The sequence below is a fragment of the Pseudomonas spelaei genome (assembly GCF_009724245.1).
In the GTDB taxonomy this organism is placed as follows: domain Bacteria; phylum Pseudomonadota; class Gammaproteobacteria; order Pseudomonadales; family Pseudomonadaceae; genus Aquipseudomonas; species Aquipseudomonas spelaei.
Map to the genome: position 1 here is coordinate 234,831 of NZ_WNNK01000004.1, position 23,158 is coordinate 257,988.

Below are 23,158 nucleotides of genomic sequence, written 5' to 3' on the forward strand. Positions count from 1 at the left end.
TAAAAGAGTACACAACTATGCTTTTCTCCCGTAAAGCTTCTGCTTCGGTTTCCAAGCGTCATCTGCTGCTGATTGCCGCCGGCTTCAGTACTGTATTGACCGGTTGCGTCACGTCCCCCGCCTCCAAGGTGGCCTCGACCACCAAGGTCGAGTACTACCCTAACTGCTACGAGCCGGTGCAGCACTTGCGTGCCACTGATTCGGACATGACCAAGTCGGTCGTGACCGGTGCAGCCATTGGTGCTGCGGGTGGCGCACTACTGGGTGCCTTGACCGGCAACTCCGACAATCGTGGCCGTAACGCCGCCATCGGTGCCGCGGGCGGCGCCCTGGCCGGTGGTGCCGCCGGTTACTACACCGAGCGCCAGAAGCAGATCACCGATGACAACCAGCGTATTGCTTCCTACGCCACTGACGTCAACAAAAGCGCTTCGGACATCGACCGCAGCACCGCGTACGCCAAGGCATCGCAGCAGTGCTACCAGAGCGCTTTCACCAAGCTGGTGGCTGACCGCAAGGCCAAGACCGTCAACGACACCGAAGGCCGTAAGCGCCTGGCGGAAATCGTCTCCGGCCTGAAAGAGTCCAATGACCTGATTGTTGCGGTCAACGGCAAGGCCAGCGAAGACCTGAACAACTACACCCAGGCTTACGAGAAAGACCTGCAACAGGTGGGCGTGCAGCGTGCCGACGTGGTGACCGTAGCGACTGCCGACACCACGCCAGCAGTCACTGCGACCAAAGGCAAAAAAGCGGTCAAGCCGGCGAAGAAGCCTGTGTTGCCAGTCGTTCCTAGCGAAGCGGTGACTACCGAGAAAACCATCCGGACCGCCAAGATCAAGCAGGATGAAAGCAAGCAGGTGGCCAGCGCCGGTACCACGCAGGTCAACAGCATGTGCAAAAACCCTGACCTGGGCGACTGGGCACCGGTTCCTTGCCCTAACGTTTAAGGGTAAGTTGTTGCTATAAGCGGTAAACGCCAGCCGATCTTCTGCTAATGCGCAAGATCGGTGGCGTTCTGTTTGCAAATCGTTAAACTGCTGCGGCCACTCAATAATTACACCGAGGCCGTGTGCATGAAATTTCGTCTTCTCCTCTGGGTGCTGGGCCTGATGATGGGCAAAGCCAGCCGCAGCAATCCTGCCTTCCAGCAACAGTTGGGTGACAAGGACCTGGCGTTCCAGCTGCAGACCCTCGACGGCAAGGTTGCCCGTCACTTCATTGTCAAAGACCAGCGCATTACCAGCCGCTCGGGTGTTCACCCGGAGCCTGCGTTCGCCATCGCCTTTAAAGACGCCGCCTACGGCTTCGCCACGATGCAGGCGAAGAACAAGCAACTGGCGTTCATGACAGGGATTCAGGACAAGTCGATCCAGATCAAGGGCAACCCGGCACTGGTGATCTGGTTCCAGGGGTTGACCAAGTATTTGAAGCCGAAGAAAAAGCCGAAGGTCTAACTCAAGTGAGCTTTCTGTGGCGAGGGGACAAGCCCCCTCGCCACAGACGCTTGTTGTTTAGCCTTGGCTGAACTGCGATGCCAATTCGCGTAACAACACTTCCGCATCCAACACCTTGCCCACCGCATCTTCGGCCTTGTCCCGGGTCAGGCCCAGGCGTTCCAGCAGTTCGTCGGGGATCTCGGCGTCAGGTCCGGAGCCGATGCCACGGTTGCGTAACAGGCGCACGGCCAGGCACACCAGGTTCGGGTATTCGGCATAGTCGCCGTCATAGCTTGGGTCGTGCTGGAAGCGCAACGCGGTGGACAGCTCTTCCGGCATGTCCCAGTAGCGCATCAACCAGGCGCCAATCTGCTCGCGGCTGATGCCCAGCAGGTGTTGCTCAACGTAGCTGTGGCACAGGTGCGGGTTGACCTCCAGGTGCCGGCAGATCAGTGAGAAATGCGGCGGGAAGACGTGGGCCAGCAACAGGTAGCCGAAGTTGTGCAGCAAGCCCGCCAGGTAGGTCAGGCCCGCTTCCGGGCGCTGGGCGCGCGGCATGGCGCGGGTCAGGCCTTCGATTACCGCCGCGGTGTAGATCGATTGTTGCCAGTACGGCGTGGCTTGTTGTGGGTGGTCCTTGGGCAGGCTCAGGGTCTTGCCCAGCGCCAGGCCCAGCGCCAGGTTGATCACCAGATCAAAGCCCAGCACGCGAACAATGGCATCTTCCACCGAGCGGATCTTGCCGGGGGAGGCGTAGTAGGGCGAAGCCGCCCAGCTCACTACTTGCGCGGCCAGGGCCGGGTCGGTCTCCACTACGCCGGTGATGTCGTCGATGGTGGCGTTGGGGTCGACCCGCAGCTTGATAATCTTCTGCGCGGTGTCGGCCAGGGGCGGAATTTCGATGGTCGCTTCCAGGCGTTGCTGGATGCGGCGGGCGGTAAACGCCTGCATCGCCTGGGTGATTTCCTCGCGGTCGTCATTCGGGCGGTCGAAGTTGGGCCGGATACTGCTCAGCGCTTCGCCGAAGTTGGCGGCGCTGGCCTTGCTCAGCATGCGCTTGAAGTCTTCGCTGGCAATCTCCAGCAGTACGCCGGCTTCACCCGAATGGACCAACACGGTGGGCGAGCGCAGCAGGCTTTCTTCGTACAGGCAGGGCGAACTGGTCAGCGGTGGCAGGCCGGGCAACAGGCTCAGACTGTGCTTGCCGAGCATGCGTTCAAGGCGTTCCGGTGATACGGCGGTGAGACGCCGACCCGTGAGTTCGGTGAGGCGATTGAGGTCCAGCAACTGGCTCTGGGGAAACAGCACCATGAGGGCGCCCACCGCGTCATCCAGCAGCACCGCTTGCACCTTTTGTGCAGGGTTCAAGCCAGGCCGTTCGGCGACTTCCGTATAGCTGATGGTGAGCTTTGCGAGCAGCGTCCGAATGACCGAGGGCACGGTCGGGGGCGCTGTGGCGAGGGCAACTTCTGTCATGGCCGGATCCAATTTCCTACAGTCCTTGGAGTATAACCAGCTTGATACATATGGGGGTCGACTAAGTAGGGTTTGTGACACCCGTCTTGTTGTAGCCGCTGCCGAGGTACGAGGCTGCGATGGGTTGCGAAGCGACCCCCGAGGGCGGTCCTGCGGACACGCATCGCAGCCTCGTACCTCGGCAGCGGCTACAGGGTTTGTCAGACTTGGCCGTATTGCTGGCCGTGGCGCAGCCAGCGGTCCAATAATGGGCTGACGTGTTGTGGCCAGCGCTCCAGCAACGCTTGAGCGGCATCGCGCACCGCCGGTAGCAAGTCGGCGTCGCGCATCAGGTCGGCGACCTTGAATTGCAGCAGGCCGGTCTGGCGGGTGCCGAGCATTTCGCCAGGGCCGCGCAGTTCGAGGTCCTTTTCGGCGATCACGAAACCATCGTTGGTTTCGCGCATGATCCCCAGGCGCTGGCGACCGATCTGCGACAGCGGTGGGTGGTACAGCAACACGCAATGACTGGCGGCGCTGCCCCGGCCAACACGACCACGCAACTGGTGCAGTTGCGCCAGGCCCAGGCGTTCGGGGTTTTCGATGATCATCAGGCTGGCATTGGGCACGTCCACGCCGACTTCGATCACCGTGGTGGCGACCAACAGTTGCAGGTTGCCGGCCTTGAATTCGGCCATCACCGCCGCTTTTTCAGCGGGCTTCATGCGGCCATGGATCAGCCCCACCTTGAGCTCGCCCAGGGCGCTGGTGAGGTCTTCATAGGTGGTCTCGGCGGCCTGACAGGTCAGCTCTTCAGACTCTTCGATCAGCGTGCATACCCAATAGGCCTGGCGACCCTCAGCGCAGGCGCCGCGTACGCGTTCGATCACTTCGACACGGCGGGTGTCGGTCACCAGCACGGTATTGACCGGGGTCCGACCGGGCGGCAGTTCGTCGAGGATCGAAGTGTCGAGGTCGGCGTAGGCACTCATGGCCAGCGTGCGCGGGATCGGCGTGGCGGTCATGATCAACTGGTGCGGACACATGCGCCCGCCCACGCCTTTCTGGCGCAGAGCCAGGCGTTGTTGCACGCCGAAGCGGTGTTGTTCGTCGATGATCACCAGGGCCAGGTTCTTGAACTGCACTTCGTCCTGGAACAGGGCATGAGTGCCGACCACCATAGGTGCGCCGCCCGCAATCTGTTCCAGCGCTGCTGCGCGGTTCTTGCCCTTGAGCTTGCCGGCCAGCCACGCCACTTCCAGGCCCAACGGTTCGAGCCAGCGCTTGAAGGTGATGAAGTGCTGCTCGGCGAGAATCTCGGTGGGCGCCATCAGCGCCACTTGGTACCCGGCTTCCAGGGCTTGCAACGCGGCGAGGGCAGCGACCACGGTTTTGCCCGCGCCTACGTCACCCTGAATCAGGCGCAGCATGGGTTCTTTCTGGCTGAGGTCGTAGGCGATTTCATTGCCAACCCGCTGCTGTGCGCCAGTCGGTGCAAAACCCAGGTTGGCCAGGTATTGCGCAGGCAAACGCTTGGCCTTGGGCATCGCCGGTGCACGCAGGGAGCGCATGCTTTCCCGCAGGCGTTGTTGCGACAGTTGGTGGGTCAGCAGTTCTTCGAAGGCCAGGCGATGTTGGGCCCAGTGATGACCGAGGGCCAACTCATCCACATCAGCGTCGGCCGGTGGGTGGTGCAGGTAACGGATTGCGTCGTCCAGCGGCGCCAATTGGTAATCCCGTGCCAGCTCCTGAGGCAGCCAGTCGGGCAGGCTTTTCGGGCCGAGCATCGTCAGGGTCTGCATGCACAACTGGCGCAGGCGCTGTTGGGTCAGGCCTTCGGTCAGCGGGTAGATCGGCGTGAGGGTGGTGTCTACCGGGGGTGGTTCGTCGCCGGTGATGGCGCGGTATTCGGGGTGGTAGATTTCCAGCCCCGACGCACCGGGCCGGGCTTCGCCGTAGCAGCGCACGCGGGTGCCGCGTTTGAGGCCTTCCTTTTGTGCGTTGCTGAAATGGTAGAAGCGCAGGCTCAAGCCACCGGTACCGTCTTGCAGGCGCACCAGCAAACTGCGGCGCTTGCCCATCACCACATCGGCACCGCTGACGGTGCCTTCGATTACCGCATCCTGCCCGGGGCGCAACTGGCCGATGGGCACGACGCGGGTACGATCCTGGTAGCGCAGGGGCAGGTGGAACAGCACGTCCTGGAGGTTCTCCAGGCCGACCTTGGCCAATTTCTCGGCCATGGCTTCCCCGACACCCTTGAGTGCCGTCACCGACACCTGCGACAACTCGGTCATACGGTTACTCAGCTCGCGGCAGGCGGCTTGGCCACCGAACACAGGCGGATCGAGTCGGCGAGGATTTCAATGGCTTTCGGACGCGGGAAGCTGGCACGCCAGGCAATCGCCACGGTACGGAACGGCACCGGTGGCGTCAGTGGGCGCACGGCAATCACGCCGGGAGCGTAGTGATGGCTGTCCACGGCTGACAACGGCAGGATCGAAATACCCAGTCCCGACGCGACCATATGGCGGATGGTTTCCAGGGAGCTGGATTCCACGGTGGTGTGCTTGGCGCCGTCGTTGCCCTTGGTCAGGGTCGGGCAGGCTTCCAGGACCTGGTCGCGGAAGCAGTGGCCTTCACCGAGCAGCAGCAAACTCTTGTCGTTGAGCAGGGCGGCGTCGATGGTGTCTTTTTGCGTCCAGGGGTGGGACGCCGGCATCAGCACGTAGAACGGCTCATCGTAGAGCGGCAGGGTGAGCACATCCGCCTCGTTGAACGGCAGGGCGATGATGATCGCGTCCAGCTCGCCGTTGCGCAGTTTGTCGCGCAGCACGTGGGTGAAGTTTTCTTCGATATACAGTGGCATCTGCGGCGCGACGCGGTGCAGTTGCGGAATCAAATGCGGGAACAGGTACGGGCCGACAGTGTAGATAGCGCCGACTTTCAGCGGTGCGGTCAGCTGGTTCTTGCCGGCCTGGGCCAGTTCGCGAATGCTTTGGGCTTGCTCCAGCACCTTCTGGGCCTGGGCGACGATGCCTTCGCCGACCGGCGTCAGGCGCACGGCGCTTTTGCTGCGCTCGAAAATCAGCACACCGAGTTCGTCTTCAAGCTTCTTCACACCCACCGACAACGTCGGCTGGCTGACGTGGCAACGCTCGGCCGCGTGGCCGAAGTGCTGCTCTTGGGCGAGGGTAACGATGTAGCGTAATTCTGTAAGAGTCATAGCGGGCGTCCATGAGGTTGCGGGCCAAGCATACCGGCTGCAATCGATAGACGCACGTTATCAGACAGTGTGGGGGTTACGACACCGGGTAATCGAGTGTCGGAGCCCGGGATTTCAGCTCTGAGGGTATTTGAAGGTGAAGGTCTCGGTGAAGGGCCCCCACCATTCGGGTACACCGGTTTCCTTGTCGACGTGATGGAAGAAGCCTTTGATCTGCGGGCTCTCATAACGCAGCACCACGGTGTAGGTGCCAGGGCCGTCCATTTTCACGTTGTTGGCATAGTGGGCGCCGTCTTTGGCGACCATGGGCAGCAGGGTGCCGATCTCCTTGTAGTTGGGTGAGCCCTGCTTGACCAGTGAGTAGGTGATGGTCAGGTAAGGCACCCACTCACCGTTGGCCAGCCCGTATTTGTTATCGGCGGTGGCATGGACGTCGGTTTCCAGGTGGACGGAATCCTTGCTCATGACCATGCCTGGTGGCATGGGGGCCATCTCGATACCGACCAGATAAGAGGAAGCAATTTCCATGTCGTTGGCCTGGACCGGGCCGCCAATCGGATATTCGCGGGCTTGGGTCAGGCTGGAAAAGGCCAGTGCGCCGAACAGCGCCAGTGCGGTGGGCAGGTGTTTCATGGGCAAGACTCCTGGGAGGGTTAACGTGATGAAGCCGGGCGTGCGTGAATCAAACGGTTACCCATCACCAGCAGCATGAGTGTGGCCAGCCATGCCGCCAGTTGGACGCCCAGCGGCCGGTCGGTGTAGCCAACCATGGCCTGTAGCGCTCTGCCGGTGAGGCTGCCGTCAGACACCAGCCAGGAGGTGTCCCAGAGCTGGTAGCCCCAGGCGGGAATCAGGTCGATACCGGCCAGGATCGCGGCGGCTCGGCCAGCCATCCCGGCGGCAAGCAAGGCGATCATCCAGGACGTGATCGAGAACAGGCGCTTGAGGCTGATGGCGACCAGGCCGCGATACAACAACCAGGACAGCACGGCACCTGTGGCGATTCCCAGTACGCCGCCGGCCAGCATTGTCAGCGGGTCGGTCTGGGTCGAGGCGGCAATGCCATAGAGGAACAGTACAATTTCCGAGCCTTCGCGCAGTACGGCGACGGTGATCACCACGGCCAGGGCCCACAGGGATTTTTCGCCGCGCAGGACGGCATTGCCGGCGCTGCGCAGTTGTGTCGCGAGCTCCCGGCCATGGCTGGCCATCCACAGGTTGTGCCAGCCCAGCATGAATACGGCCACGATCAGAATGGCGGCGTTGAAGATTTCCTGGCCGAACCCTTCCAGGGCCTGAGTGATGGCCCCGGCGAACAACGCCAGGATACCAGCGCCGAAGACCCCCGCAGCGATCCCACCGCCGATGTACCAGCCACGCCGGGCCAGGCCTTGGGTGGCGGCCATGACAATCCCGACCACAATCCCGGCTTCCAGTACTTCACGAAACACGATCAACAGGCAGGCCAGCATGGCTTACTCCTTGGCCGCGACGGCGGTGACCGTGCCTTTGGCCTGGTCCGGGTGGTAGTCGTCGAAAAAGCTGTAGGTGCCGGGGTGCAGCGGACCCGCGAAAACCGTCACGGTGTTGCCGGGGACGATGATTTTTTCGAATTTCAGGTCATAGCTTTCGAACTCATCGACGCTTTCGTCATGGCTGGTGAGTTGAATGCGAAAGCGTTCGCCGGCAGGAACCGAAAAGCTGGAGGGCGTAAAGGTGTGGTTCTGAATGACCAGGGTGACCAACTGATCGGCGTGTGCCGCAGTGGGAAGCGCCAGTAGGGCGAGAGTCAGGCGGGCGAGGTTGGGCATGCCGAACGTCCGTTAATGAGAACTATTCGCGCATATTTAGCTTTGTTGCGAGATGTTACAAGTGAAGATCGCGACAGTTTTGGCTCTGTTCAATCCAGGTTCAGGTTGGGCGGTAACACAGGAGGCGGGCAACTGCCGTGGGCACCCGAGAGTGCCCACGGAGGTGATCAGCGGCGACGTTTCTCGATGTTGTAAACGAACGGTGCAACGATCTCGATGCTACCGCCTTTCAACATCTCGGCCGGTGGCTTGGGCAGTGGCTGGGCACGACGAATCATGTCCAGGGTCGCGCGGTCCAGGTCGGCGTTGCCGGAGCGGCCCACCAGCTCATAGGACAGCACGTTGCCTTCAGCGTCGACCACGAAGCGCAAACGGTTCAAGCCTTCTTTGCCACGCGCCTGGGCGCCTGGCGGGTACTTCTTGTACTTCTGCAGGTGCGCCAACAGCGTACCTTCCCAAGACGCCTTGGCCGCCACTTGCTGCGGTGATGGGCCGGGTGTTGGTTGGGCCGATTTCTCTACCGGTGCGTTCTGTGGGGTTTCACTCGGCGGCTCCTCGGAAGGTTTCTCCTTCGGTGGCTCGGGCTTTTTCTCCACAGGCTTGGGGGGTGCGGGTTTTGGCTTGGGCTTGACCGGCTTGGGCACCTGGATCGTCGGTTTCGGTGCTTCGGCCAGTTTTGGCAACGGCAGTTCTTCCACCGGAGCGGGCGGTTGCGGCGGCGTTACCACCTTCGGCGGAGCCGGAGGTGGTGGTGCTGGCATCGGTGCCAGGTCGATGACCATGGCCGCAGGTGGCAGTTGGACCGTGTGGGGTGCCGACCAGTGGAGCGCGATGATGATCGCGACGGCGTGGACGCCCAGCACGACGGCGAGGCTGGTGCCATAACGCGTCAGTTTGTGGCGCGTCGTGATCATTTCTTGGCTGCCGTCTCAAGTCCGACCAGGCCTACCTTGAGGTAGCCGGCTGCCCGCAGGGCATCCATCACGCTCATCAGGTCACCGTAGTCCACGCCTTTGTCGGCCTGGAAGAAGATCGTCGTGTCTTTCTTGCCTTGGGTCTTGGCGTCGAGCACTGCGCCCAGGGTTTCGGCTTTGACTTCCTCTTCGCCCAGGAACAGGCGCTGGTCCATCTTGACGCTGAGGAACACCGGTTTCTCCGGCCGTGGCGCAGGTTTCGCGCTGGAGGCGGGCAGATCAACCTTGATGTCTACGGTGGCCAGCGGTGCTGCCACCATGAAGATGATCAGCAGCACCAGCATCACGTCGATAAACGGCGTGACGTTGATTTCGTGGTTCTCGACGAGCTCGTCGTCGCCTTGATTCAAATGTAGGCCCATGGCCGATTACCCCACTTTCACCATGTGCGGTTGCGAGCTGCGCTCGGTAGGCAGGTGATCGAGGTCACGGCTGACCAACAACAGGACTTCAGCCGAGGCATCCGACACCTGGGCTTTGTAGCCGGCGATCGAACGGGCGAAGACGTTGTAGATCACCACCGCAGGGATGGCGGCCACCAGGCCCAGGGCGGTTGCCAGCAGGGCTTCGGCAATGCCGGGTGCGACGACAGCGAGGTTGGTGGTCTGGGTTTTGGCGATGCCGATGAAGCTGTTCATGATGCCCCACACGGTACCGAACAGGCCGACGAAGGGCGCGGTGGAACCGATGGTGGCGAGCACGCCGGTGCCATTACTCATGTTGCGACCGCAGGCCGCGACCAGGCGCTCAAGACGGAAGCTGACGCGCTCCTTGATGCCTTCTTTTTCGCGGCTGTTGGCCGACAGGCGCATTTCTTCCAGTGCGTCGTGGACCAGCAGGTGGGCCAGGGTGCCTTTCTTCGCCGCGCTTTCGCTGGCTTCTTTCAGGGTGGTGGCTTTTTTCAGATTGACGATTTCGGTGCGCAGGCGGCGTTTGGCGCCCAGCAGCTCGAAGCCTTTGGCGATCCAAATGGTCCAGGTGATGACCGAAGCGATGGCCAGGCCGATCATCACGATCTTCACGATGATGTCAGCGTTCTGGTACATGCCCCAAGGTGACAGGTCGTGGGCCATGCCCAGGGTGTTGTCTTCTTCCAGCACCACGCCGGTTTCATCGGCGGGTGCTGCGTCTACGGCCTGGGTCGGGTCAGTGGCGGCCGGTGCGACGACGGGCGCGGCGGCATTGTGCTCAGGTGCCGGCGCGGTGGCGGCGGGTTGCGCAACCGGAGCGGTGTTATCGGCGAATGCGGCGGTCGGAGCCAGCAGAACGCTGAACAGCATCGCAGCAATCGCACGCCAGGCGCGGGATGGGCTGTGAGGCTTGGTTGGCGAAGCGGGGAGTTTATTGCGTGTCATGCTGGCCGGACCTGAGAGAAAAAATACGGGATTGTCCTTCCAAACCGCATCGGGTCGAGGACAAATGGGCGGTTATTATTGCAAGTAATTCTTGTTAACAAAAGTAATACAGTTACTTTATTTGTCTATTTCCTGGCCGTCGGTCACCTGTGAAGGCTAACCTTGGCCTTTAAGAATGGAGTTTTGTGATGTCTGCGCCTTCTGTTGTGATTGCCGGCTGCGGCGATATCGGTAGCCGTCTGGCGACCCAGTTGCTGGCCTTGGGCTGGGAGGTTCATGGCCTGCGGCGTGATGTCTCGCGCCTTCCGGAGGGTGTTATCGGGATTGCCGGCGATCTGTTCAACGAAGACTGCCCTGACACCTGGCCGGTGGGCGGCGTGGATTATCTGGTGTACTGCGCGACCGCCACCGATCACGACGAAGCAGGCTACCGCGCGGCCTATGTTCAGGGGTTGCAGCATGTAATCGGCTGGTTGAGCGACTATGGTCAGGAGCCTGAACACCTTCTGTTTGTTTCCAGCAGCAGCGTCTATGGGCAGCAGAACGGGGAGTGGGTTGATGAAACCTCTGAGACTCAGGCCAGTGGCTACTCCGGCAACGTCATGCTGGAAGCCGAGCAAGTTGCGCTCAATAGTGGGATCCCCGCGAGCGTAGTACGTCTCACGGGTATCTATGGCCCGGGTCGTGAGCGCTTGTCGACCCAGGTGCGGGAAGGCTATCGCGTTGCGATTGATCCGCCTTTATATGGCAACCGGATTCACGCGGATGATGCGGCGGGCTTGTTGGCCTTTCTGCTGCGACATGTGCAGCAGGGTGGTGCGCTGGACAACTGCTACATTGGCGTCGACGACGCGCCTGCGCCACTGGCCGAGGTGGTGGACTGGCTGCGTGAATACCTTGGTGTGACTGAATGGGCAGCAGACGCCAGCGTACGACGGGCTGGTAGCAAGCGGTGCAGCAATGCCAGGGCCAAGGCACTGGGCTGGGTGCCGAGGTATCCGAGTTATCGCGAAGGGTACGCGGCGATTCTTGAGGGTTAATTGAAGGCTGAAAAGGGAGCCTGCGGGCTAATGCTGGTCAGTTAAGTGAACGCAATGCTCAAGCCAGAGAAGAACAAATGTGGGAGCTGGCTTGCCTGCGATTGGATCAACTCGGTATACCTGAAGTATCGAGGTGTTTGCATCGCAGGCAAGCCAGCTCCCACACTGAATCTGCTTCGGTTACTGGATATCCATTCCTTATTTTTGCGTCACTGTTTTTCCAGCAGCCACTGGCGTGGGCCTGGTGTGAGTTGGGGGATTTCGTCAGGTTGAGACTGGTTGATCGCCTGGAGAATCTCCAGTTGTTTGCCGTAGCGGACGAAAATCCATCCGTCTCCCACGTCACCCGTGCCCAAATAGAGGGTGTCATTGCCTGCGCCTTGAGTGGCGCAATCTCCTCCCAGGCATAACTCGTACCGGTCATTTTTCGCCAACCCTGACACGCTGCCATCTGCTCTGAACTCTACGAAGTTGCCGACGCCTTGGCCCTCAAGGATTTTCCAGTGGCCGCCCATATAGGCTGAATTCAGCGCCTGTCTGAAGGTCGTGCCCCACTTCGCGTCTGCGGCGGCGGGCTGGGTGGGGCGGCTGAACACTTGGCCGGCGGTATTTTTCGTGGTGTGTTGGATCAGCTGCCTGCCATCCGATTGAAGTTCGTCGGTGCCGTGGCCGTTATAGTCGACGGTCCATATACCAGCTGCCTTTGGCAGCAATTGACCTTCACCCAGCTCGAACGCGTTGCTAAATTGCGCCTTGCCACTATGGGTGTCGATGTTCCACTCCAGATTCAAGCCGTGTGTATCAATGGCTCGCAGCAAGGGCCGGCCTTGGGCTGCGGAATCGATGGCTGCCTGATTTATCCAGAGCCCGTTGATATCGGTTGTTTGCGGCGTATGAGTACAGCCGCCCAGCAGGAGCAGGCTAAGGGCAAGTGATAGACGCATGGTGGCAATCTGCATGAGGGGGGAAACGATGGAGCAGACTAAAGAAAAAGGAGCCCGTAGGCTCCTTTGTTCTGTATCACTGTTTTTCCAACAACCACTGCCGTGGCCCGGGAGTAAACGAGGGTACCTCGTCAGCCTGGGAGGTATTGATCGCCTGGAAAATTTCCAGTTGCTTGCCTTTGCGGGCAAAGATCCATGGGTTGCCCTGGCCACCTTGTTGCAGCCAGATACTGTCGTAGCCGCCGCTCATGGACGCGCAGTCGCCAGCCAGGCACAGCGAGTACTGGTCGGCGCCCGGCAGGCCGGAGACCTGGCCGTTGGCCTGGAACTGCACGGTAGCGCCTTCACCGTTGCCGTTGACGATTTTCCAGCTGCCGCCCATATAGGCTGAGTACAGGGCCCGTTCAAAGTTGGCGCCCAATGGCGCGCCTTCGGGGGCGGGTTCTTTGGGGCGGCCAAAAAGCTGTTCCGGCTCGTTGTCGTTGGCAGCTTGCAGCAATTGTTTGCCGTTGCGCTTGAGTTCGGTGGTCGAGCTACCGTAGAAATCAACGCTCCAGGTACCGGACTTCTCGCCCACCAAGGTACCTTCGGGACGTTCAAAACCATTGTAATAGCGCGCCTGGTTGGCCTTGGTGTTGACCTCCCATTCGAGGTTCGGACCATTGGCCTGCAGGGCTTCACGCAAAGGGCCGCCCTTGGATGCTGCATCGATGGCGACCTGATTGATCCAGGTACCGCTGACGTCACGGTCGGCAGGGTTGCTGGCACAGCCGCTGAGCAACAGGGCGAGCAGCGAAGAAGCAACGAGCGCTTTGCGCATTACGGAATCCTTTTAAAACGAAGTCGGCGCACCCTTTTGAAGAGAGGGCGCGCCGGGTGTTTTACTCGATGACCAGAATCGCGTCCATCTCAACCTGGGCGCCCTTTGGCAGGGCAGCAACGCCGATGGCGGCACGGGCTGGGTACGGCTGTTGGAAGTACTTGCCCATGATCTCGTTGACCTTGGCGAAGTGGCTAAGGTCGGTGAGGAAGATGTTCAGCTTGACGATGTCCTTGAACGAACCGCCAGCGGCTTCGGCGACGGACTTCAGGTTTTCGAAGACCTGCACGGTTTGTGCTTCGAAGCCTTCAACCAACTCCATGGTTTTTGGGTCCAGTGGAATCTGGCCGGACATGTAGACGGTATTGCCCGCCTTGATCGCCTGGGAGTAAGTACCGATTGCTGCTGGTGCCTTGTCGCTGGTGATAACAGTCTTGGTCATGAATGACTCCTTGTAATGGATGGGCTAGGCGCGCATGCGGGTGATACGGATGACCCCGGTCAATGCGCGCAGTTTCTTGATTACGCGGGCCAGGTGCACGCGGTCGTGCACGCTGACCACCAGCTGGACCACGCTGATGCGACCATCGCGTTCGTCCATGCTGATTTTCTCGATATTGCCGTCGGCCGCGTTGACGCTGCTGGCCAGCAGGGCGATCAGGCCGCGCTGGTGCTCCAGCTCAACCCGCAGCTCGACGTTGAATTCGCCGGTGACATCCTTGGCCCAGGACAGCTGGATGCATTTTTCCGGGTTGTGGCGGATTTCGCTGATATTGCGGCAGTTGTCCAGGTGCACCACCATGCCTTTGCCCGCAGACAGGTGGCCGACAATCGGGTCGCCAGGAATCGGTGTGCAGCACTTGGCGTAGCTGAGCACCAGGCCTTCGGTGCCGCGAATCGCCAGGGGACCTTCCGGGCTTGGCAGTTGTTCGCCTTCGCCCAGCAGGCGGCGGGCGACGACATAGGCCATGCGGTTGCCCAGGCCGATGTCTTCCAGCAAGTCTTCGATGGTTTCCTGGCGGTACTCGTGGAGCATCGCCTGCACGCGCTCGGCCGGGATCAAGTCCAGGGCGCTGTCGAAGCCGTTGAGTACTTTGTTCAGCAGGCGTTCGCCCAGGCTGATGGACTCGGAGCGGCGTTGCAGCTTCAGGGCATGACGAATGTGGGTGCGGGCCTTGCCGGTGACGACGAAGTTGAGCCAGGCCGGATTCGGGCGTGCGCCCGGTGCGCTGACGATCTCCACGGTGGAACCACTTTGCAGCGGTTCCGACAGTGGGGCCAAGCGGCGGTTGATCCGGCAGGCGATGCAACTGTTGCCCACGTCGGTGTGCACGGCGTAGGCAAAGTCGACCGCCGTGGAGCCTTTGGGCAGCTCCATGATCCGACCTTTGGGCGTGAACACATAGACCTCGTCCGGGAACAGGTCGATCTTCACGCTTTCAATAAATTCCAGGGAGTTGCCGGCACGCTGCTGCATTTCCAGCACGCCCTTGACCCACTGGCGGGCACGGGCATGAGTGCCTTTTGGCTGCTCGTCGCCGCTGGACTTGTACAGCCAATGGGCGGCGATGCCGTTGTTGGCCATCTCTTCCATTTCCCGGGTACGGATCTGGATCTCGATCGGGACCCCGTGCATACCGAACAGTGTGGTATGCAGCGACTGATAGCCGTTGGCCTTGGGAATGGCGATGTAATCCTTGAAACGTCCTGGCAGGGGTTTGTACAAATTATGTACAGCGCCCAGCACGCGGTAGCAGGTATCAACCTTGTCGACGATGATCCGGAACGCGTAGACGTCCATGATTTCGTTGAAGGCGCGGCGCTTACCGCGCATCTTTTTATAGATGCCGTAGATGTGTTTCTGCCGGCCGCTGACCTCGCCTTCGATCTCATCGATCGCCAGGCAATGGCTCAGGGATTCTTCGATCTTGTTGACGATTTCCTTGCGATTGCCCCGGGCGCGCTTGACCGCCTGGTAGATGCGCGCGGAACGCATCGGGTGCATGGCCTTGAAGCCGAGGTCTTCGAATTCGATACGAATGGCATGCATGCCCAGCCGATTGGCAATGGGGGCATAGATTTCCAGGGTTTCCTTGGCGATGCGCCGGCGTTTTTCGCCGGACAGCACTTCCAGCGTGCGCATGTTGTGCAGCCGGTCGGCCAGCTTGACCAGAATCACCCGGATATCCCGGGCCATGGCCATGGCCATTTTCTGGAAGTTTTCCGCCTGGGCTTCGGCCTTGGTCTCGAAATTCATCTGGGTCAGTTTGCTGACCCCGTCGACCAGTTCGGCCACGGTTTCGCCAAATTGCGCACTGAGCGCTTCCTTGGCAATGCCGGTGTCTTCGATCACGTCATGCAGCATCGCGGCCATCAGGCTCTGATGGTCCATGTGCATGTCGGCAAGAATATTGGCCACGGCAAGAGGATGCGTGACATACGCCTCGCCACTGCGGCGGCGTTGGCCGTCGTGGGCTTGTTCGGCGTAGAAGTACGCTCGGCGGACCAGGTTGACCTGGTCTGGGCCGAGGTAGGTCGATAAGCGATCGGCGAGGGCGTCTATGCTCGGCAAAGTATTAACTCCTGCCGTGGGCTGTGACCCCGCGCCGTGCTACGTCGACCAGGCATAGGCTTAGACGGCCTCGTTGGACTCGTCCTCGAACGCTGCAAACAGCGGTTCGTCTTCAACGATTTCGGCGTTGGCGATGAACTCGTAGCTCATCAGGCCTTCAGCGATTTCACGCAGGGCTACAACGGTAGGCTTGTCGTTTTCCCACTGGACCAGGGGCTCTTTGCCGCCGGTAGCCAGTTGACGGGCACGCTTGGTAGAGAGCATGACCAGCTCAAAGCGGTTATCCACGTGTTCTAGGCAGTCTTCAACGGTTACGCGGGCCATGGTATTCCTCGGAGCGAATGCAATATGCGCGCTGCCCGGTTGGGCGAGCGGACTGAACAGTTTAAAAAATCACCAGCGTTTAGGGAAGCGCTGATTTTCAAGGGCCTGCCTCAACCGCGCTACAAGTGCCAATGTAAAGCCCTTGCAGCGGTTTTGGGAAGAGCCTGTCAGCCGAGCAATTCGGCCAGTAATTTGCCAAAACGCTGTTGCTGGCGTTTCTGCTGGAGCTGATTGGCGCGGAAAATTGCCTTCAGATCGTCCAGGGCCTGGGCAAAATCGTCATTAATGATCAGGTAGTCGTAGTCGACGTAATGGCTCATTTCGCTGACGGCTTCACGCATGCGGCCTTCGATGACTTCGTCGCTGTCCTGGCCACGGTTGTTCAAGCGCTGGCGCAGGGCCTCAAGGGACGGCGGCAGAATAAAGATCGAGCGAGCCTTGGGCATCAGTTGACGCACTTGCTCGGCACCCTGCCAGTCGATTTCCAGGATCAGGTCGTGGCCTTCGTCCAGGGTCTGCTGCAGGTGGCTTTGGGAGGTGCCGTAGAGATTGCCGAACACCTCGGCGCGCTCGAGGAAGTCCCCGTGTTCGATCATCTTCACGAACTCGTTGCGTTCGACGAAGTGGTAGTTCACGCCGTTCACTTCACCGGGGCGCATGGCGCGGGTGGTGTGGGAGACCGAGACGCGGATCTCCTGATCGGCGTCGGTCAGGGCCTTGACCAGGCTGCTCTTGCCCGCGCCCGAGGGGGCGGAAATGATGTACAGGGTGCCAGTGCTGTGGGTCATGGGGGTTGCCTTACTCAATATTCTGTACTTGTTCGCGCATCTGCTCGATCAACACTTTGAGGTTGACCGCCGCCGTGGTACTGCGCGGGTCGAAAGCCTTGGAGCCCAGTGTATTGGCTTCGCGGTTGAGTTCCTGCATCAGGAAATCGAGGCGCCGACCGGCGGCACCGGCGGACTTGAGCACGCGGCGTACTTCCAGGATGTGGGTGCTCAGGCGGTCAAGCTCTTCGGCGACGTCGCTCTTTTGCGCCAGCAGGACCATTTCCTGCTCCAGGCGCACCGGATCCAGCTCGGCCTGCATGTCGGCGAAGCGGTCGAGGACCTTCTGGCGCTGGGTGGCCAGCATCTGCGGCACCAGCTCGCGCAGGGTGACAACATCTTCTTCGATGGACGTCAGGCGTTCGTTGATCAGGCGGGCCAGCTCGGCGCCTTCACGCTCGCGGCCAGCCTTGAGTTCCTTCAAACCTTGATTGAACAGCGCCAGGGCTTCGGCATTCAGGGCTTGCGGGTCAGTGGCATCGGCCACCAGCACGCCAGGCCAGGCCAGGACTTCGAGGGGGTTCAACGCAGCAGGCTGCTTGATCAGGCTGGCGATGGTTTCGGCAGCAGCCACCAGTTGCGCGGCGCGGTCGCGGTCAACCTGCAACGGCTTGCCGGTGGTTTCCTCGGTAAAACGCAGGGTGCATTCCAGCTTGCCGCGGGACAGGCCCTGGCGCAACGCTTCACGGACCGCGCCTTCGAGATCGCGAAAGGACTCCGGCAGGCGCAAGTGGGGTTCCAGATAGCGGCTGTTGACCGAGCGCAACTCCCAGCTCAGGGTGCCTTGGACGCCTGCTTTTTCGACGCGGGCGAAGGCGGTCATGCTGTGCACCATGGAGGTACCTCGCGATGCAGTCCCGCAAACAGGCGGGCTGATGGATAGATTGAAGCCGACAGGCTGCGAAGGCGCAGGATTGTAGCGCAACGAGGCGTACGCCCCCAAACAGTGGGCGTGACAAAGGGTGGCAGGTTCGGTTCAGAGCGCTGCTTCGTAACTGGATTTTTTAGAAGTGCCCACGCGCGGCTGGCAGCTCTATAATGCTCGGCAGTTTTTCGTCCTCAGTACAGGTGTTCCCTATGAAACGTCCAAGTGGTCGCGCTGCCGATCAGCTCCGCTCGATCCGCATCACCCGCAACTACACCAAACACGCCGAGGGGTCTGTACTGGTCGAGTTTGGCGATACCAAGGTTATCTGCACCGTCAGCGTCGAAAATGGCGTGCCGCGTTTCCTCAAGGGTCAGGGCCAAGGTTGGTTGACCGCCGAATACGGCATGCTGCCCCGCGCCACCGGCGAGCGTAACCAGCGCGAAGCCAGCCGCGGCAAGCAAGGCGGCCGTACCCTGGAAATCCAGCGCCTGATCGGTCGTTCCCTGCGCGCAGCGCTGGACATGTCCAAGCTGGGTGACGTGACCCTGTACGTTGACTGCGACGTGATCCAGGCCGACGGCGGCACCCGTACCGCGTCCATCACCGGTGCCATGGTTGCTCTGGCCGATGCCTTGAAAGTCATCAAGAAGCGTGGTGGCCTGAAAGCCGGTGATCCACTCAAGCAGATGATCGCTGCTGTTTCGGTGGGTATGTATCAGGGTGAGCCAGTGCTGGATCTGGACTATCTTGAAGACTCGGCCGCCGAGACCGACCTGAACGTGGTCATGACCAGTTCCGGTGGTTTCATCGAAGTCCAGGGCACTGCCGAAGGCGCGCCGTTCCAGCCGCACGAGCTGAACGCCATGCTGGCCTTGGCCCAGAAAGGCATGACCGAACTGTTCGAACTGCAGACCGCTGCACTGGCTGACTAAGCCGGCCTCAAGGAGAAGCGTCATGAGTGACAGTCAACTTCCATTGCCAACGCCGAGCCAGGAAGTTCGCCAGTGGGCGATGCTCTGTCACTTCGCGGCGTTTCTGGGGATGTGGTTTCCGTTCGGCAACCTGCTGGGGCCGTTGATCCTGTGGCAGGTCAAGCGTGAGATGGACCCGTTCATCGACGATCAGGGCAAGGAAGCGCTGAACTTCCAGATCACCGTGGCCATCGCATCGGCGATTTGCTACCTGCTGATGTTTGTATTGATTGGCTTTGCGCTGCTGGCGTTTGTGTTGATCGCAGCCTTGGTGCTGACCATTATCGGTGGGCTCAAGGCCAATCAGGGCATACCTTATCGGTACCCGTTTACCTGGCGGCTGGTCAAATAGCTCCAGCAGGCACCCACAAAAAAGCCGACAGCGATGTCGGCTTTTTTGCATCCTGGAATCGACCTTAGATGGTCAAGGTCCAGTCGTAGTCCACGATCAGTGGCGCGTGTTGCGAGAAGCGCGGCTGGCGCGGCAGGCGTGCACTGCGCACGAACCGGCGTAGGCCTGGGGTCAGCAACTGGTAGTCGAAACGCCAACCCAGGTTGAGCATCTCAGCCTGTTCGTTGTCTGGCCACCAGCTGTACTGGTCGCCTTCGCGGCTGACTTCGCGCAGGGCATCTACATAGCCCATGTTGCCGACAATCTCGTCCATCCAGGCGCGTTCTGGCGCCAGGAAGCCCGGGGATTGCTGGCTGTCGCGCCAGTTCTTGATATCCAGCTTCTGTTGCGCCACGTACAGCGAGCCACAGTAAATGTACTCGCGACGTTTGCGTCGCTGTTTATCCAGATAACGGGCGAAATCGTCCATTAGCTTGAACTTCTGGTTCAAGTCTTCATCGCCGTTCTGCCCTGATGGAAGCAGCAAGGTCGCGATGCTGACCTTGTCGAAATCGGCTTGCAGGTAGCGCCCGTAGCGGTCGGCTGTCTCGAAGCCGAGGCCGCTGATGACCGCCTTGGGTTGCAACCGCGAATACAAAGCCACGCCACCTTGGGCAGGGACTTCGGCATCACAGGCATAAAGGAAGTAGCCATCCAGTTGGAAGGCTGGGTCGTCCAGTTCAAAGGCGGAGGCGCGGGTGTCCTGCAGGCAGATGACGTCGGCATTCTGTGCTTGCAGCCAACTGAGCAAACCACGCTCGACTGCCGCCTGAATACCATTGACGTTCACACTGATGATCCGCATAAATGGCCCCAAAAATCGCGTGCGTGTATGATACACGCCGTCTACCTAATTAGCTAAATCCGTGGTATCTGAGGCTTTTTTCATGCAGGCGTATCAACGCGATTTCATTCGTTTTGCCATCGATCGCGGGGTTTTGCGCTTCGGTGAGTTCACTCTCAAGTCGGGGCGCACCAGCCCGTACTTCTTCAACGCCGGCCTGTTCAACTCGGGTTCTGCCTTGGCGCAACTGGGTCGTTTCTACGCAGCGGCCATCGTTGAAAGCGGTATTTCCTTCGACGTGCTGTTTGGCCCGGCCTACAAAGGTATTCCTTTGGCCGCCGCGACTGCCGTAGCGCTGGCTGAGCATCATGGTCAGGATCTGCCATGGTGCTTCAACCGTAAGGAAGCCAAGGCCCATGGCGAAGGCGGTAGCCTGGTGGGTGCCCCGCTCAAGGGCAATGTGCTGATCATCGACGACGTGATCACCGCCGGTACGGCGATTCGCGAGGTGATGCAGATCATCGCCTCCCAGGACGGCGCCAAGGCTGCCGGCGTGCTCATCGCGTTGAACCGCCAGGAGCGCGGCAACGGTGAGTTGTCGGCAATCCAGGAAGTGGAGCGTGACTTCGGGATTCCGGTGGTGAGCATCGTGTCGCTGAACCAGGTGTTGCAGTTCCTGGAAGATGATCCGCAGCTCAAGCAGCATTTGCCAGCTGTTCGTGCATATCGCGAGCAATTCGGCGTCTAGAAAACTCATGTGGGAGCGGGCTTGCCCGCGATAGCGGTGGGTCAGGCGACATATTTGTTGGATGTGCTGCCGTCATCGCAGGCAAGCCAGCTCCCACATTTGGATCGTGTGCAAACAAAAGGCCCCGCTCAATCTGATTGAGCGGGGCCTTTTGTTTTTCAGCGCTTTAAGGACGCTTGCGATTGCTGATCAGCGTACCCACGCCCGTATCAGTGAAGATTTCCAGCAGGATCGCATTCGGCACGCGACCATCCAGGATCAGCGAACTGCCGACGCCGCCTTGCACCGCTTCCAGTGCACAACGGATCTTCGGCAGCATGCCGCCGTAGATGGTGCCGTCGGCGATCAGGTCGTCGACCTGTTGGGTGGTCAGGCCGGTCAGGACCTTGCCTTCCTTGTCCATCAAGCCGGCGATGTTGGTCAGCAGCATCAGTTTTTCGGCCTTCAGCGCCTCGGCTACCTTACCGGCCACCAGGTCGGCGTTGATGTTATAGGACTCGCCATTGGCGCCCACACCGATAGGCGCGATCACCGGAATGAAATCACCCTTGACCAGCAGGTTCAGCAAGTCGGTGTTAATGCCGATCACTTCGCCCACCTGGCCGATGTCGATGATTTCCGGTTGGGTCATCTCCGGGGTCTTGCGGGTCACGGTGAGCTTCTTCGCCCGGATCAGTTCGGCATCTTTGCCGGTCAGGCCGATGGCGCTCCCGCCGTGACGGTTGATCAGGTTGACGATGTCTTTGTTCACCTGGCCGCCGAGGACCATTTCCACCACGTCCATGGTCTGCGCGTCGGTGACGCGCATGCCGTCGATGAAGTGACTCTCGATGGACAGGCGTTTGAGCAGGTCACCGATTTGCGGGCCGCCACCGTGCACCACCACCGGGTTGATCCCGACGGCTTTCATCAACACGATATCGCGAGCAAAGCCGGTTTTCAGCTCGTCGCTTTCCATGGCATTGCCGCCGTACTTGATCACCAGCGTCTTGCCGACGTAGCGTCGAATGTAAGGCAACGCTTCGGAAAGGACCTTGGCAGTATTGGCAGCGGCTTCGCGTTCGAGGGTCATTCAGGGCTCCGGTGCAAAAAATCAGAACGGTAATTGGAGATCAGGGGCAACACGTTTCAACTGGGCGTGGAACACGTCCTTGATGCGCTGCAACTCAGCCTCGGTATCCGCCTCGAAACGCAGTACCAGCACCGGTGTGGTGTTGGACGCGCGAACCAGGCCCCAGCCTTTGGCGTAATCGACTCGCACACCATCAATGGTGGTCAGGTTGGCGCCTTCGCCCCATTGCGCATCGTGCAGGGCGTCAATGATGCTGAATTTGCTCTCCTCGGTCACATGGATATTGATCTCTGGCGTAGAAATATCATCCGGGAAGGTGGCAAACAGGTCTTCGGCGGTGGATTTTTCCTTGCTGAGGATCTCCAGCAGGCGGGCGGCGCTGTAAATGCCGTCGTCAAAACCGTACCAGCGCTCCTTGAAGAACACGTGACCGCTCATTTCGCCGGCCAACAGGGCACCGGTTTCCTTCATTTTCTTTTTGATCAACGAATGACCGGTCTTCCACATTAGCGGACGACCGCCGTATTCCTTGATCAGCGGTGTCAGGCGACGGGTGCATTTGACGTCGAAGATGATCTCGGCGCCAGGGTTGCGGGCGACTACGTCACGGGCGAACAGCATCAGCAGGCGGTCCGGAAACACGATATTGCCGGTATTGGTCACCACGCCGACACGGTCGCCGTCGCCGTCGAAGGCCAGGCCGAGATCGGCGCCGACTTCCTCGACCTTGGCGATCAGGTCTACCAGGTTCTCGGGCTTGCCCGGGTCCGGGTGGTGGTTCGGGAAGTGGCCGTCGACGTCGCAGAACAGTGGGATCACTTCACAGTTCAAGGCTTCGAGCAGCTGCGGGGCGATCACCCCGGCCGCGCCGTTGCCGCAGTCCACCACCACTTTCAGGCGGCGGGCGAGTTTGATGTCGCTGGTAATCTTGTCTGAGTAGCGCTGAAGAATGTCGACTTTGGTAACGGTGCCTGCGCCGCTGGTCAGGTCGTTGGTCTTCAGGCGAGTGTGCAAGGCCTGGATCTGTTCGTTGGCCAGGGTGTCGCCAGCGATGACGATCTTGAAACCGTTGTAGTCCGACGGGTTGTGGCTGCCGGTGAGCATCACGCCCGACTTGCCGGCCAGTACATTGGCGGCGTAGTACAGGGCAGGCGTTGGCACCAGGCCGACGTCGCTGACGTGGCAGCCACTGTCTGCCAGGCCCTGGATCAGTCGCTCAACCAGCTCGGGGCCCGACAAGCGGCCATCGCGGCCAACGGAAACATTGGGCTCGCCCTGGGCCAGGCTCTGGGAGCCAATGGCGCGGCCGATCCAGTAGGCGGTTTCGGCAGTCAGGGTCTTGGGGACGACACCACGGATGTCATAGGCGCGGAAAATGCTGTCGGGAAATGTCGGTGCGACTTTGGCTGCGTTGCTCATGGCGGGGGAAACTCCATTGATAAGGGGCAGGGCTGGCCTTAGTGGTGACCGGCAGGCTCAAACTGAAGGGTAAGACGGCGTTTCTGGCATAGAGTTCGTGGTGCAAAAGTGCCATCGG

The 23,158-nt window shown here is 60.4% G+C and carries 24 protein-coding genes and 1 pseudogene; 6 read left to right on the forward strand and 19 right to left on the reverse strand.

Annotation, left to right across the window (positions count from 1 at the left end; all coding sequences use genetic code 11):
• The first annotated feature begins 17 nt into the window (after positions 1-17).
• Positions 18-950, forward strand: coding sequence for a type VI secretion system-associated lipoprotein TagQ (gene tagQ, locus GNF76_RS06940; protein ID WP_155582430.1), 933 nt, complete (start codon positions 18-20; stop codon positions 948-950).
• Between the two features lie 126 nt (positions 951-1,076).
• Entirely contained in the window at positions 1,077-1,457 is a 381-nt protein-coding gene (locus GNF76_RS06945; RefSeq protein ID WP_155582431.1) for a helicase, read from the forward strand.
• Positions 1,458-1,514: 57 nt separating this feature from the next.
• On the opposite strand, the gene GNF76_RS06950 is transcribed toward GNF76_RS06945, so the two are convergent.
• From GNF76_RS06950 to exbB, 9 genes are all read right to left on the reverse strand, one after another.
• A complete protein-coding gene (locus tag GNF76_RS06950) occupies positions 1,515-2,915 on the reverse strand; it encodes an aminoacyl-tRNA deacylase and HDOD domain-containing protein (RefSeq protein WP_155582432.1) in 1,401 nt (466 codons plus the stop codon).
• 200 nt (positions 2,916-3,115) lie between these two features.
• On the reverse strand, positions 3,116-5,191 hold the full coding sequence (gene recG / locus GNF76_RS06955; RefSeq protein WP_155582433.1) for an ATP-dependent DNA helicase RecG: 2,076 nt from the start codon (positions 5,189-5,191) through the stop codon (positions 3,116-3,118).
• A gap of 8 nt (positions 5,192-5,199) precedes the next feature.
• A complete protein-coding gene (locus GNF76_RS06960) occupies positions 5,200-6,120 on the reverse strand; it encodes a hydrogen peroxide-inducible genes activator (RefSeq protein ID WP_155582434.1) in 921 nt (306 codons plus the stop codon).
• 114 nt (positions 6,121-6,234) lie between these two features.
• Positions 6,235-6,753, reverse strand: a complete 519-nt coding sequence (locus tag GNF76_RS06965; protein ID WP_155582435.1) for an iron transporter — start codon at positions 6,751-6,753, stop codon at positions 6,235-6,237.
• Between the two features lie 20 nt (positions 6,754-6,773).
• Positions 6,774-7,592, reverse strand: a complete 819-nt coding sequence (locus GNF76_RS06970; protein ID WP_155582436.1) for an FTR1 family iron permease — start codon at positions 7,590-7,592, stop codon at positions 6,774-6,776.
• A 3-nt stretch (positions 7,593-7,595) separates the two neighbouring features.
• Positions 7,596-7,931, reverse strand: coding sequence for a cupredoxin domain-containing protein (locus GNF76_RS06975; protein WP_155582437.1), 336 nt, complete (start codon positions 7,929-7,931; stop codon positions 7,596-7,598).
• A 167-nt stretch (positions 7,932-8,098) separates the two neighbouring features.
• The gene (locus tag GNF76_RS06980; protein WP_155582438.1) at positions 8,099-8,845 is read right to left on the reverse strand and encodes an energy transducer TonB family protein; all 747 of its coding nucleotides are present in this window, start codon (positions 8,843-8,845) and stop codon (positions 8,099-8,101) included.
• A complete protein-coding gene (exbD, locus tag GNF76_RS06985; protein WP_155582439.1) occupies positions 8,842-9,267 on the reverse strand; it encodes a TonB system transport protein ExbD in 426 nt (141 codons plus the stop codon). The genes GNF76_RS06980 and exbD overlap by 4 nt, the downstream gene beginning before the upstream one ends.
• Positions 9,268-9,273: 6 nt before the next feature.
• Positions 9,274-10,260 carry a tonB-system energizer ExbB gene (gene exbB, locus GNF76_RS06990; RefSeq protein ID WP_155582440.1) on the reverse strand — a complete coding sequence of 329 codons (987 nt, stop codon included), beginning with the start codon at positions 10,258-10,260 and terminating at the stop codon, positions 9,274-9,276.
• A gap of 188 nt (positions 10,261-10,448) precedes the next feature.
• Between exbB and GNF76_RS06995 the strand changes: the two genes are divergently transcribed.
• Positions 10,449-11,300, forward strand: coding sequence for an SDR family oxidoreductase (locus GNF76_RS06995; protein ID WP_155582441.1), 852 nt, complete (start codon positions 10,449-10,451; stop codon positions 11,298-11,300).
• A 209-nt stretch (positions 11,301-11,509) separates the two neighbouring features.
• Here GNF76_RS06995 and GNF76_RS07000 read toward each other — a convergent pair whose 3' ends face one another.
• From GNF76_RS07000 to GNF76_RS07030, 7 genes are all read right to left on the reverse strand, one after another.
• Complete coding sequence (locus GNF76_RS07000; protein ID WP_155582536.1) at positions 11,510-12,244, reverse strand: hypothetical protein; 735 nt, start codon at positions 12,242-12,244, stop codon at positions 11,510-11,512.
• Between the two features lie 76 nt (positions 12,245-12,320).
• The gene (locus GNF76_RS07005) at positions 12,321-13,064 is read right to left on the reverse strand and encodes a hypothetical protein (RefSeq protein WP_155582442.1); all 744 of its coding nucleotides are present in this window, start codon (positions 13,062-13,064) and stop codon (positions 12,321-12,323) included.
• Between the two features lie 61 nt (positions 13,065-13,125).
• Positions 13,126-13,506, reverse strand: a complete 381-nt coding sequence (locus tag GNF76_RS07010; protein WP_007921133.1) for a RidA family protein — start codon at positions 13,504-13,506, stop codon at positions 13,126-13,128.
• Positions 13,507-13,530: 24 nt separating this feature from the next.
• Positions 13,531-15,636 (reverse strand): bifunctional GTP diphosphokinase/guanosine-3',5'-bis pyrophosphate 3'-pyrophosphohydrolase, encoded by a 2,106-nt coding sequence (gene spoT / locus GNF76_RS07015; RefSeq protein WP_155582443.1) that lies wholly within the window; start codon positions 15,634-15,636, stop codon positions 13,531-13,533.
• Positions 15,637-15,696: 60 nt separating this feature from the next.
• Entirely contained in the window at positions 15,697-15,960 is a 264-nt protein-coding gene (gene rpoZ, locus GNF76_RS07020) for a DNA-directed RNA polymerase subunit omega (protein WP_003176920.1), read from the reverse strand.
• Between the two features lie 167 nt (positions 15,961-16,127).
• A complete protein-coding gene (gene gmk / locus GNF76_RS07025; protein WP_155582444.1) occupies positions 16,128-16,748 on the reverse strand; it encodes a guanylate kinase in 621 nt (206 codons plus the stop codon).
• A gap of 10 nt (positions 16,749-16,758) precedes the next feature.
• Complete coding sequence (locus GNF76_RS07030; protein WP_155582445.1) at positions 16,759-17,622, reverse strand: YicC/YloC family endoribonuclease; 864 nt, start codon at positions 17,620-17,622, stop codon at positions 16,759-16,761.
• Positions 17,623-17,864: 242 nt separating this feature from the next.
• On the opposite strand from GNF76_RS07030, the gene rph reads away from it, so the two are divergent.
• Entirely contained in the window at positions 17,865-18,587 is a 723-nt protein-coding gene (rph, locus tag GNF76_RS07035; RefSeq protein ID WP_155582446.1) for a ribonuclease PH, read from the forward strand.
• A 22-nt stretch (positions 18,588-18,609) separates the two neighbouring features.
• The gene (locus GNF76_RS07040) at positions 18,610-18,978 is read left to right on the forward strand and encodes a DUF4870 domain-containing protein (protein WP_155582447.1); all 369 of its coding nucleotides are present in this window, start codon (positions 18,610-18,612) and stop codon (positions 18,976-18,978) included.
• Positions 18,979-19,042: 64 nt separating this feature from the next.
• Here GNF76_RS07040 and GNF76_RS07045 read toward each other — a convergent pair whose 3' ends face one another.
• Complete coding sequence (locus GNF76_RS07045; RefSeq protein ID WP_003176915.1) at positions 19,043-19,822, reverse strand: exodeoxyribonuclease III; 780 nt, start codon at positions 19,820-19,822, stop codon at positions 19,043-19,045.
• Between the two features lie 82 nt (positions 19,823-19,904).
• Here GNF76_RS07045 and pyrE point away from each other — a divergent pair, with 82 nt between their 5' ends.
• Positions 19,905-20,549 (forward strand): orotate phosphoribosyltransferase, encoded by a 645-nt coding sequence (gene pyrE / locus GNF76_RS07050; protein ID WP_155582448.1) that lies wholly within the window; start codon positions 19,905-19,907, stop codon positions 20,547-20,549.
• A 166-nt stretch (positions 20,550-20,715) separates the two neighbouring features.
• Here pyrE and argB read toward each other — a convergent pair whose 3' ends face one another.
• Complete coding sequence (gene argB / locus GNF76_RS07055; protein ID WP_003213275.1) at positions 20,716-21,621, reverse strand: acetylglutamate kinase; 906 nt, start codon at positions 21,619-21,621, stop codon at positions 20,716-20,718.
• Positions 21,622-21,642: 21 nt separating this feature from the next.
• Positions 21,643-23,049: pseudogene (locus tag GNF76_RS07060) on the reverse strand (phosphomannomutase/phosphoglucomutase); the annotation flags it as partial.
• Positions 23,050-23,158 lie beyond the last annotated feature (109 nt).

Bases quoted from the DNA above. Each gene is read 5' to 3' on its own strand.
- tagQ (WP_155582430.1), top strand. From the start codon at position 18: ATGCTTTTCTCCCGTAAAGCTTCTGCTTCGGTTTCCAAGCGTCATCTG.
- GNF76_RS06945 (WP_155582431.1), top strand. From the start codon at position 1,077: ATGAAATTTCGTCTTCTCCTCTGGGTGCTGGGCCTGATGATGGGCAAA.
- GNF76_RS06950 (WP_155582432.1), bottom strand. From the start codon at position 2,915: ATGACAGAAGTTGCCCTCGCCACAGCGCCCCCGACCGTGCCCTCGGTC.
- recG (WP_155582433.1), bottom strand. From the start codon at position 5,191: ATGACCGAGTTGTCGCAGGTGTCGGTGACGGCACTCAAGGGTGTCGGG.
- GNF76_RS06960 (WP_155582434.1), bottom strand. From the start codon at position 6,120: ATGACTCTTACAGAATTACGCTACATCGTTACCCTCGCCCAAGAGCAG.
- GNF76_RS06965 (WP_155582435.1), bottom strand. From the start codon at position 6,753: ATGAAACACCTGCCCACCGCACTGGCGCTGTTCGGCGCACTGGCCTTT.
- GNF76_RS06970 (WP_155582436.1), bottom strand. From the start codon at position 7,592: ATGCTGGCCTGCCTGTTGATCGTGTTTCGTGAAGTACTGGAAGCCGGG.
- GNF76_RS06975 (WP_155582437.1), bottom strand. From the start codon at position 7,931: ATGCCCAACCTCGCCCGCCTGACTCTCGCCCTACTGGCGCTTCCCACT.
- GNF76_RS06980 (WP_155582438.1), bottom strand. From the start codon at position 8,845: ATGATCACGACGCGCCACAAACTGACGCGTTATGGCACCAGCCTCGCC.
- exbD (WP_155582439.1), bottom strand. From the start codon at position 9,267: ATGGGCCTACATTTGAATCAAGGCGACGACGAGCTCGTCGAGAACCAC.
- exbB (WP_155582440.1), bottom strand. From the start codon at position 10,260: ATGACACGCAATAAACTCCCCGCTTCGCCAACCAAGCCTCACAGCCCA.
- GNF76_RS06995 (WP_155582441.1), top strand. From the start codon at position 10,449: ATGTCTGCGCCTTCTGTTGTGATTGCCGGCTGCGGCGATATCGGTAGC.
- GNF76_RS07000 (WP_155582536.1), bottom strand. From the start codon at position 12,244: ATGCGTCTATCACTTGCCCTTAGCCTGCTCCTGCTGGGCGGCTGTACT.
- GNF76_RS07005 (WP_155582442.1), bottom strand. From the start codon at position 13,064: ATGCGCAAAGCGCTCGTTGCTTCTTCGCTGCTCGCCCTGTTGCTCAGC.
- GNF76_RS07010 (WP_007921133.1), bottom strand. From the start codon at position 13,506: ATGACCAAGACTGTTATCACCAGCGACAAGGCACCAGCAGCAATCGGT.
- rpoZ (WP_003176920.1), bottom strand. From the start codon at position 15,960: ATGGCCCGCGTAACCGTTGAAGACTGCCTAGAACACGTGGATAACCGC.
- gmk (WP_155582444.1), bottom strand. From the start codon at position 16,748: ATGACCCACAGCACTGGCACCCTGTACATCATTTCCGCCCCCTCGGGC.
- GNF76_RS07030 (WP_155582445.1), bottom strand. From the start codon at position 17,622: ATGGTGCACAGCATGACCGCCTTCGCCCGCGTCGAAAAAGCAGGCGTC.
- rph (WP_155582446.1), top strand. From the start codon at position 17,865: ATGAAACGTCCAAGTGGTCGCGCTGCCGATCAGCTCCGCTCGATCCGC.
- GNF76_RS07040 (WP_155582447.1), top strand. From the start codon at position 18,610: ATGAGTGACAGTCAACTTCCATTGCCAACGCCGAGCCAGGAAGTTCGC.
- GNF76_RS07045 (WP_003176915.1), bottom strand. From the start codon at position 19,822: ATGCGGATCATCAGTGTGAACGTCAATGGTATTCAGGCGGCAGTCGAG.
- pyrE (WP_155582448.1), top strand. From the start codon at position 19,905: ATGCAGGCGTATCAACGCGATTTCATTCGTTTTGCCATCGATCGCGGG.
- argB (WP_003213275.1), bottom strand. From the start codon at position 21,621: ATGACCCTCGAACGCGAAGCCGCTGCCAATACTGCCAAGGTCCTTTCC.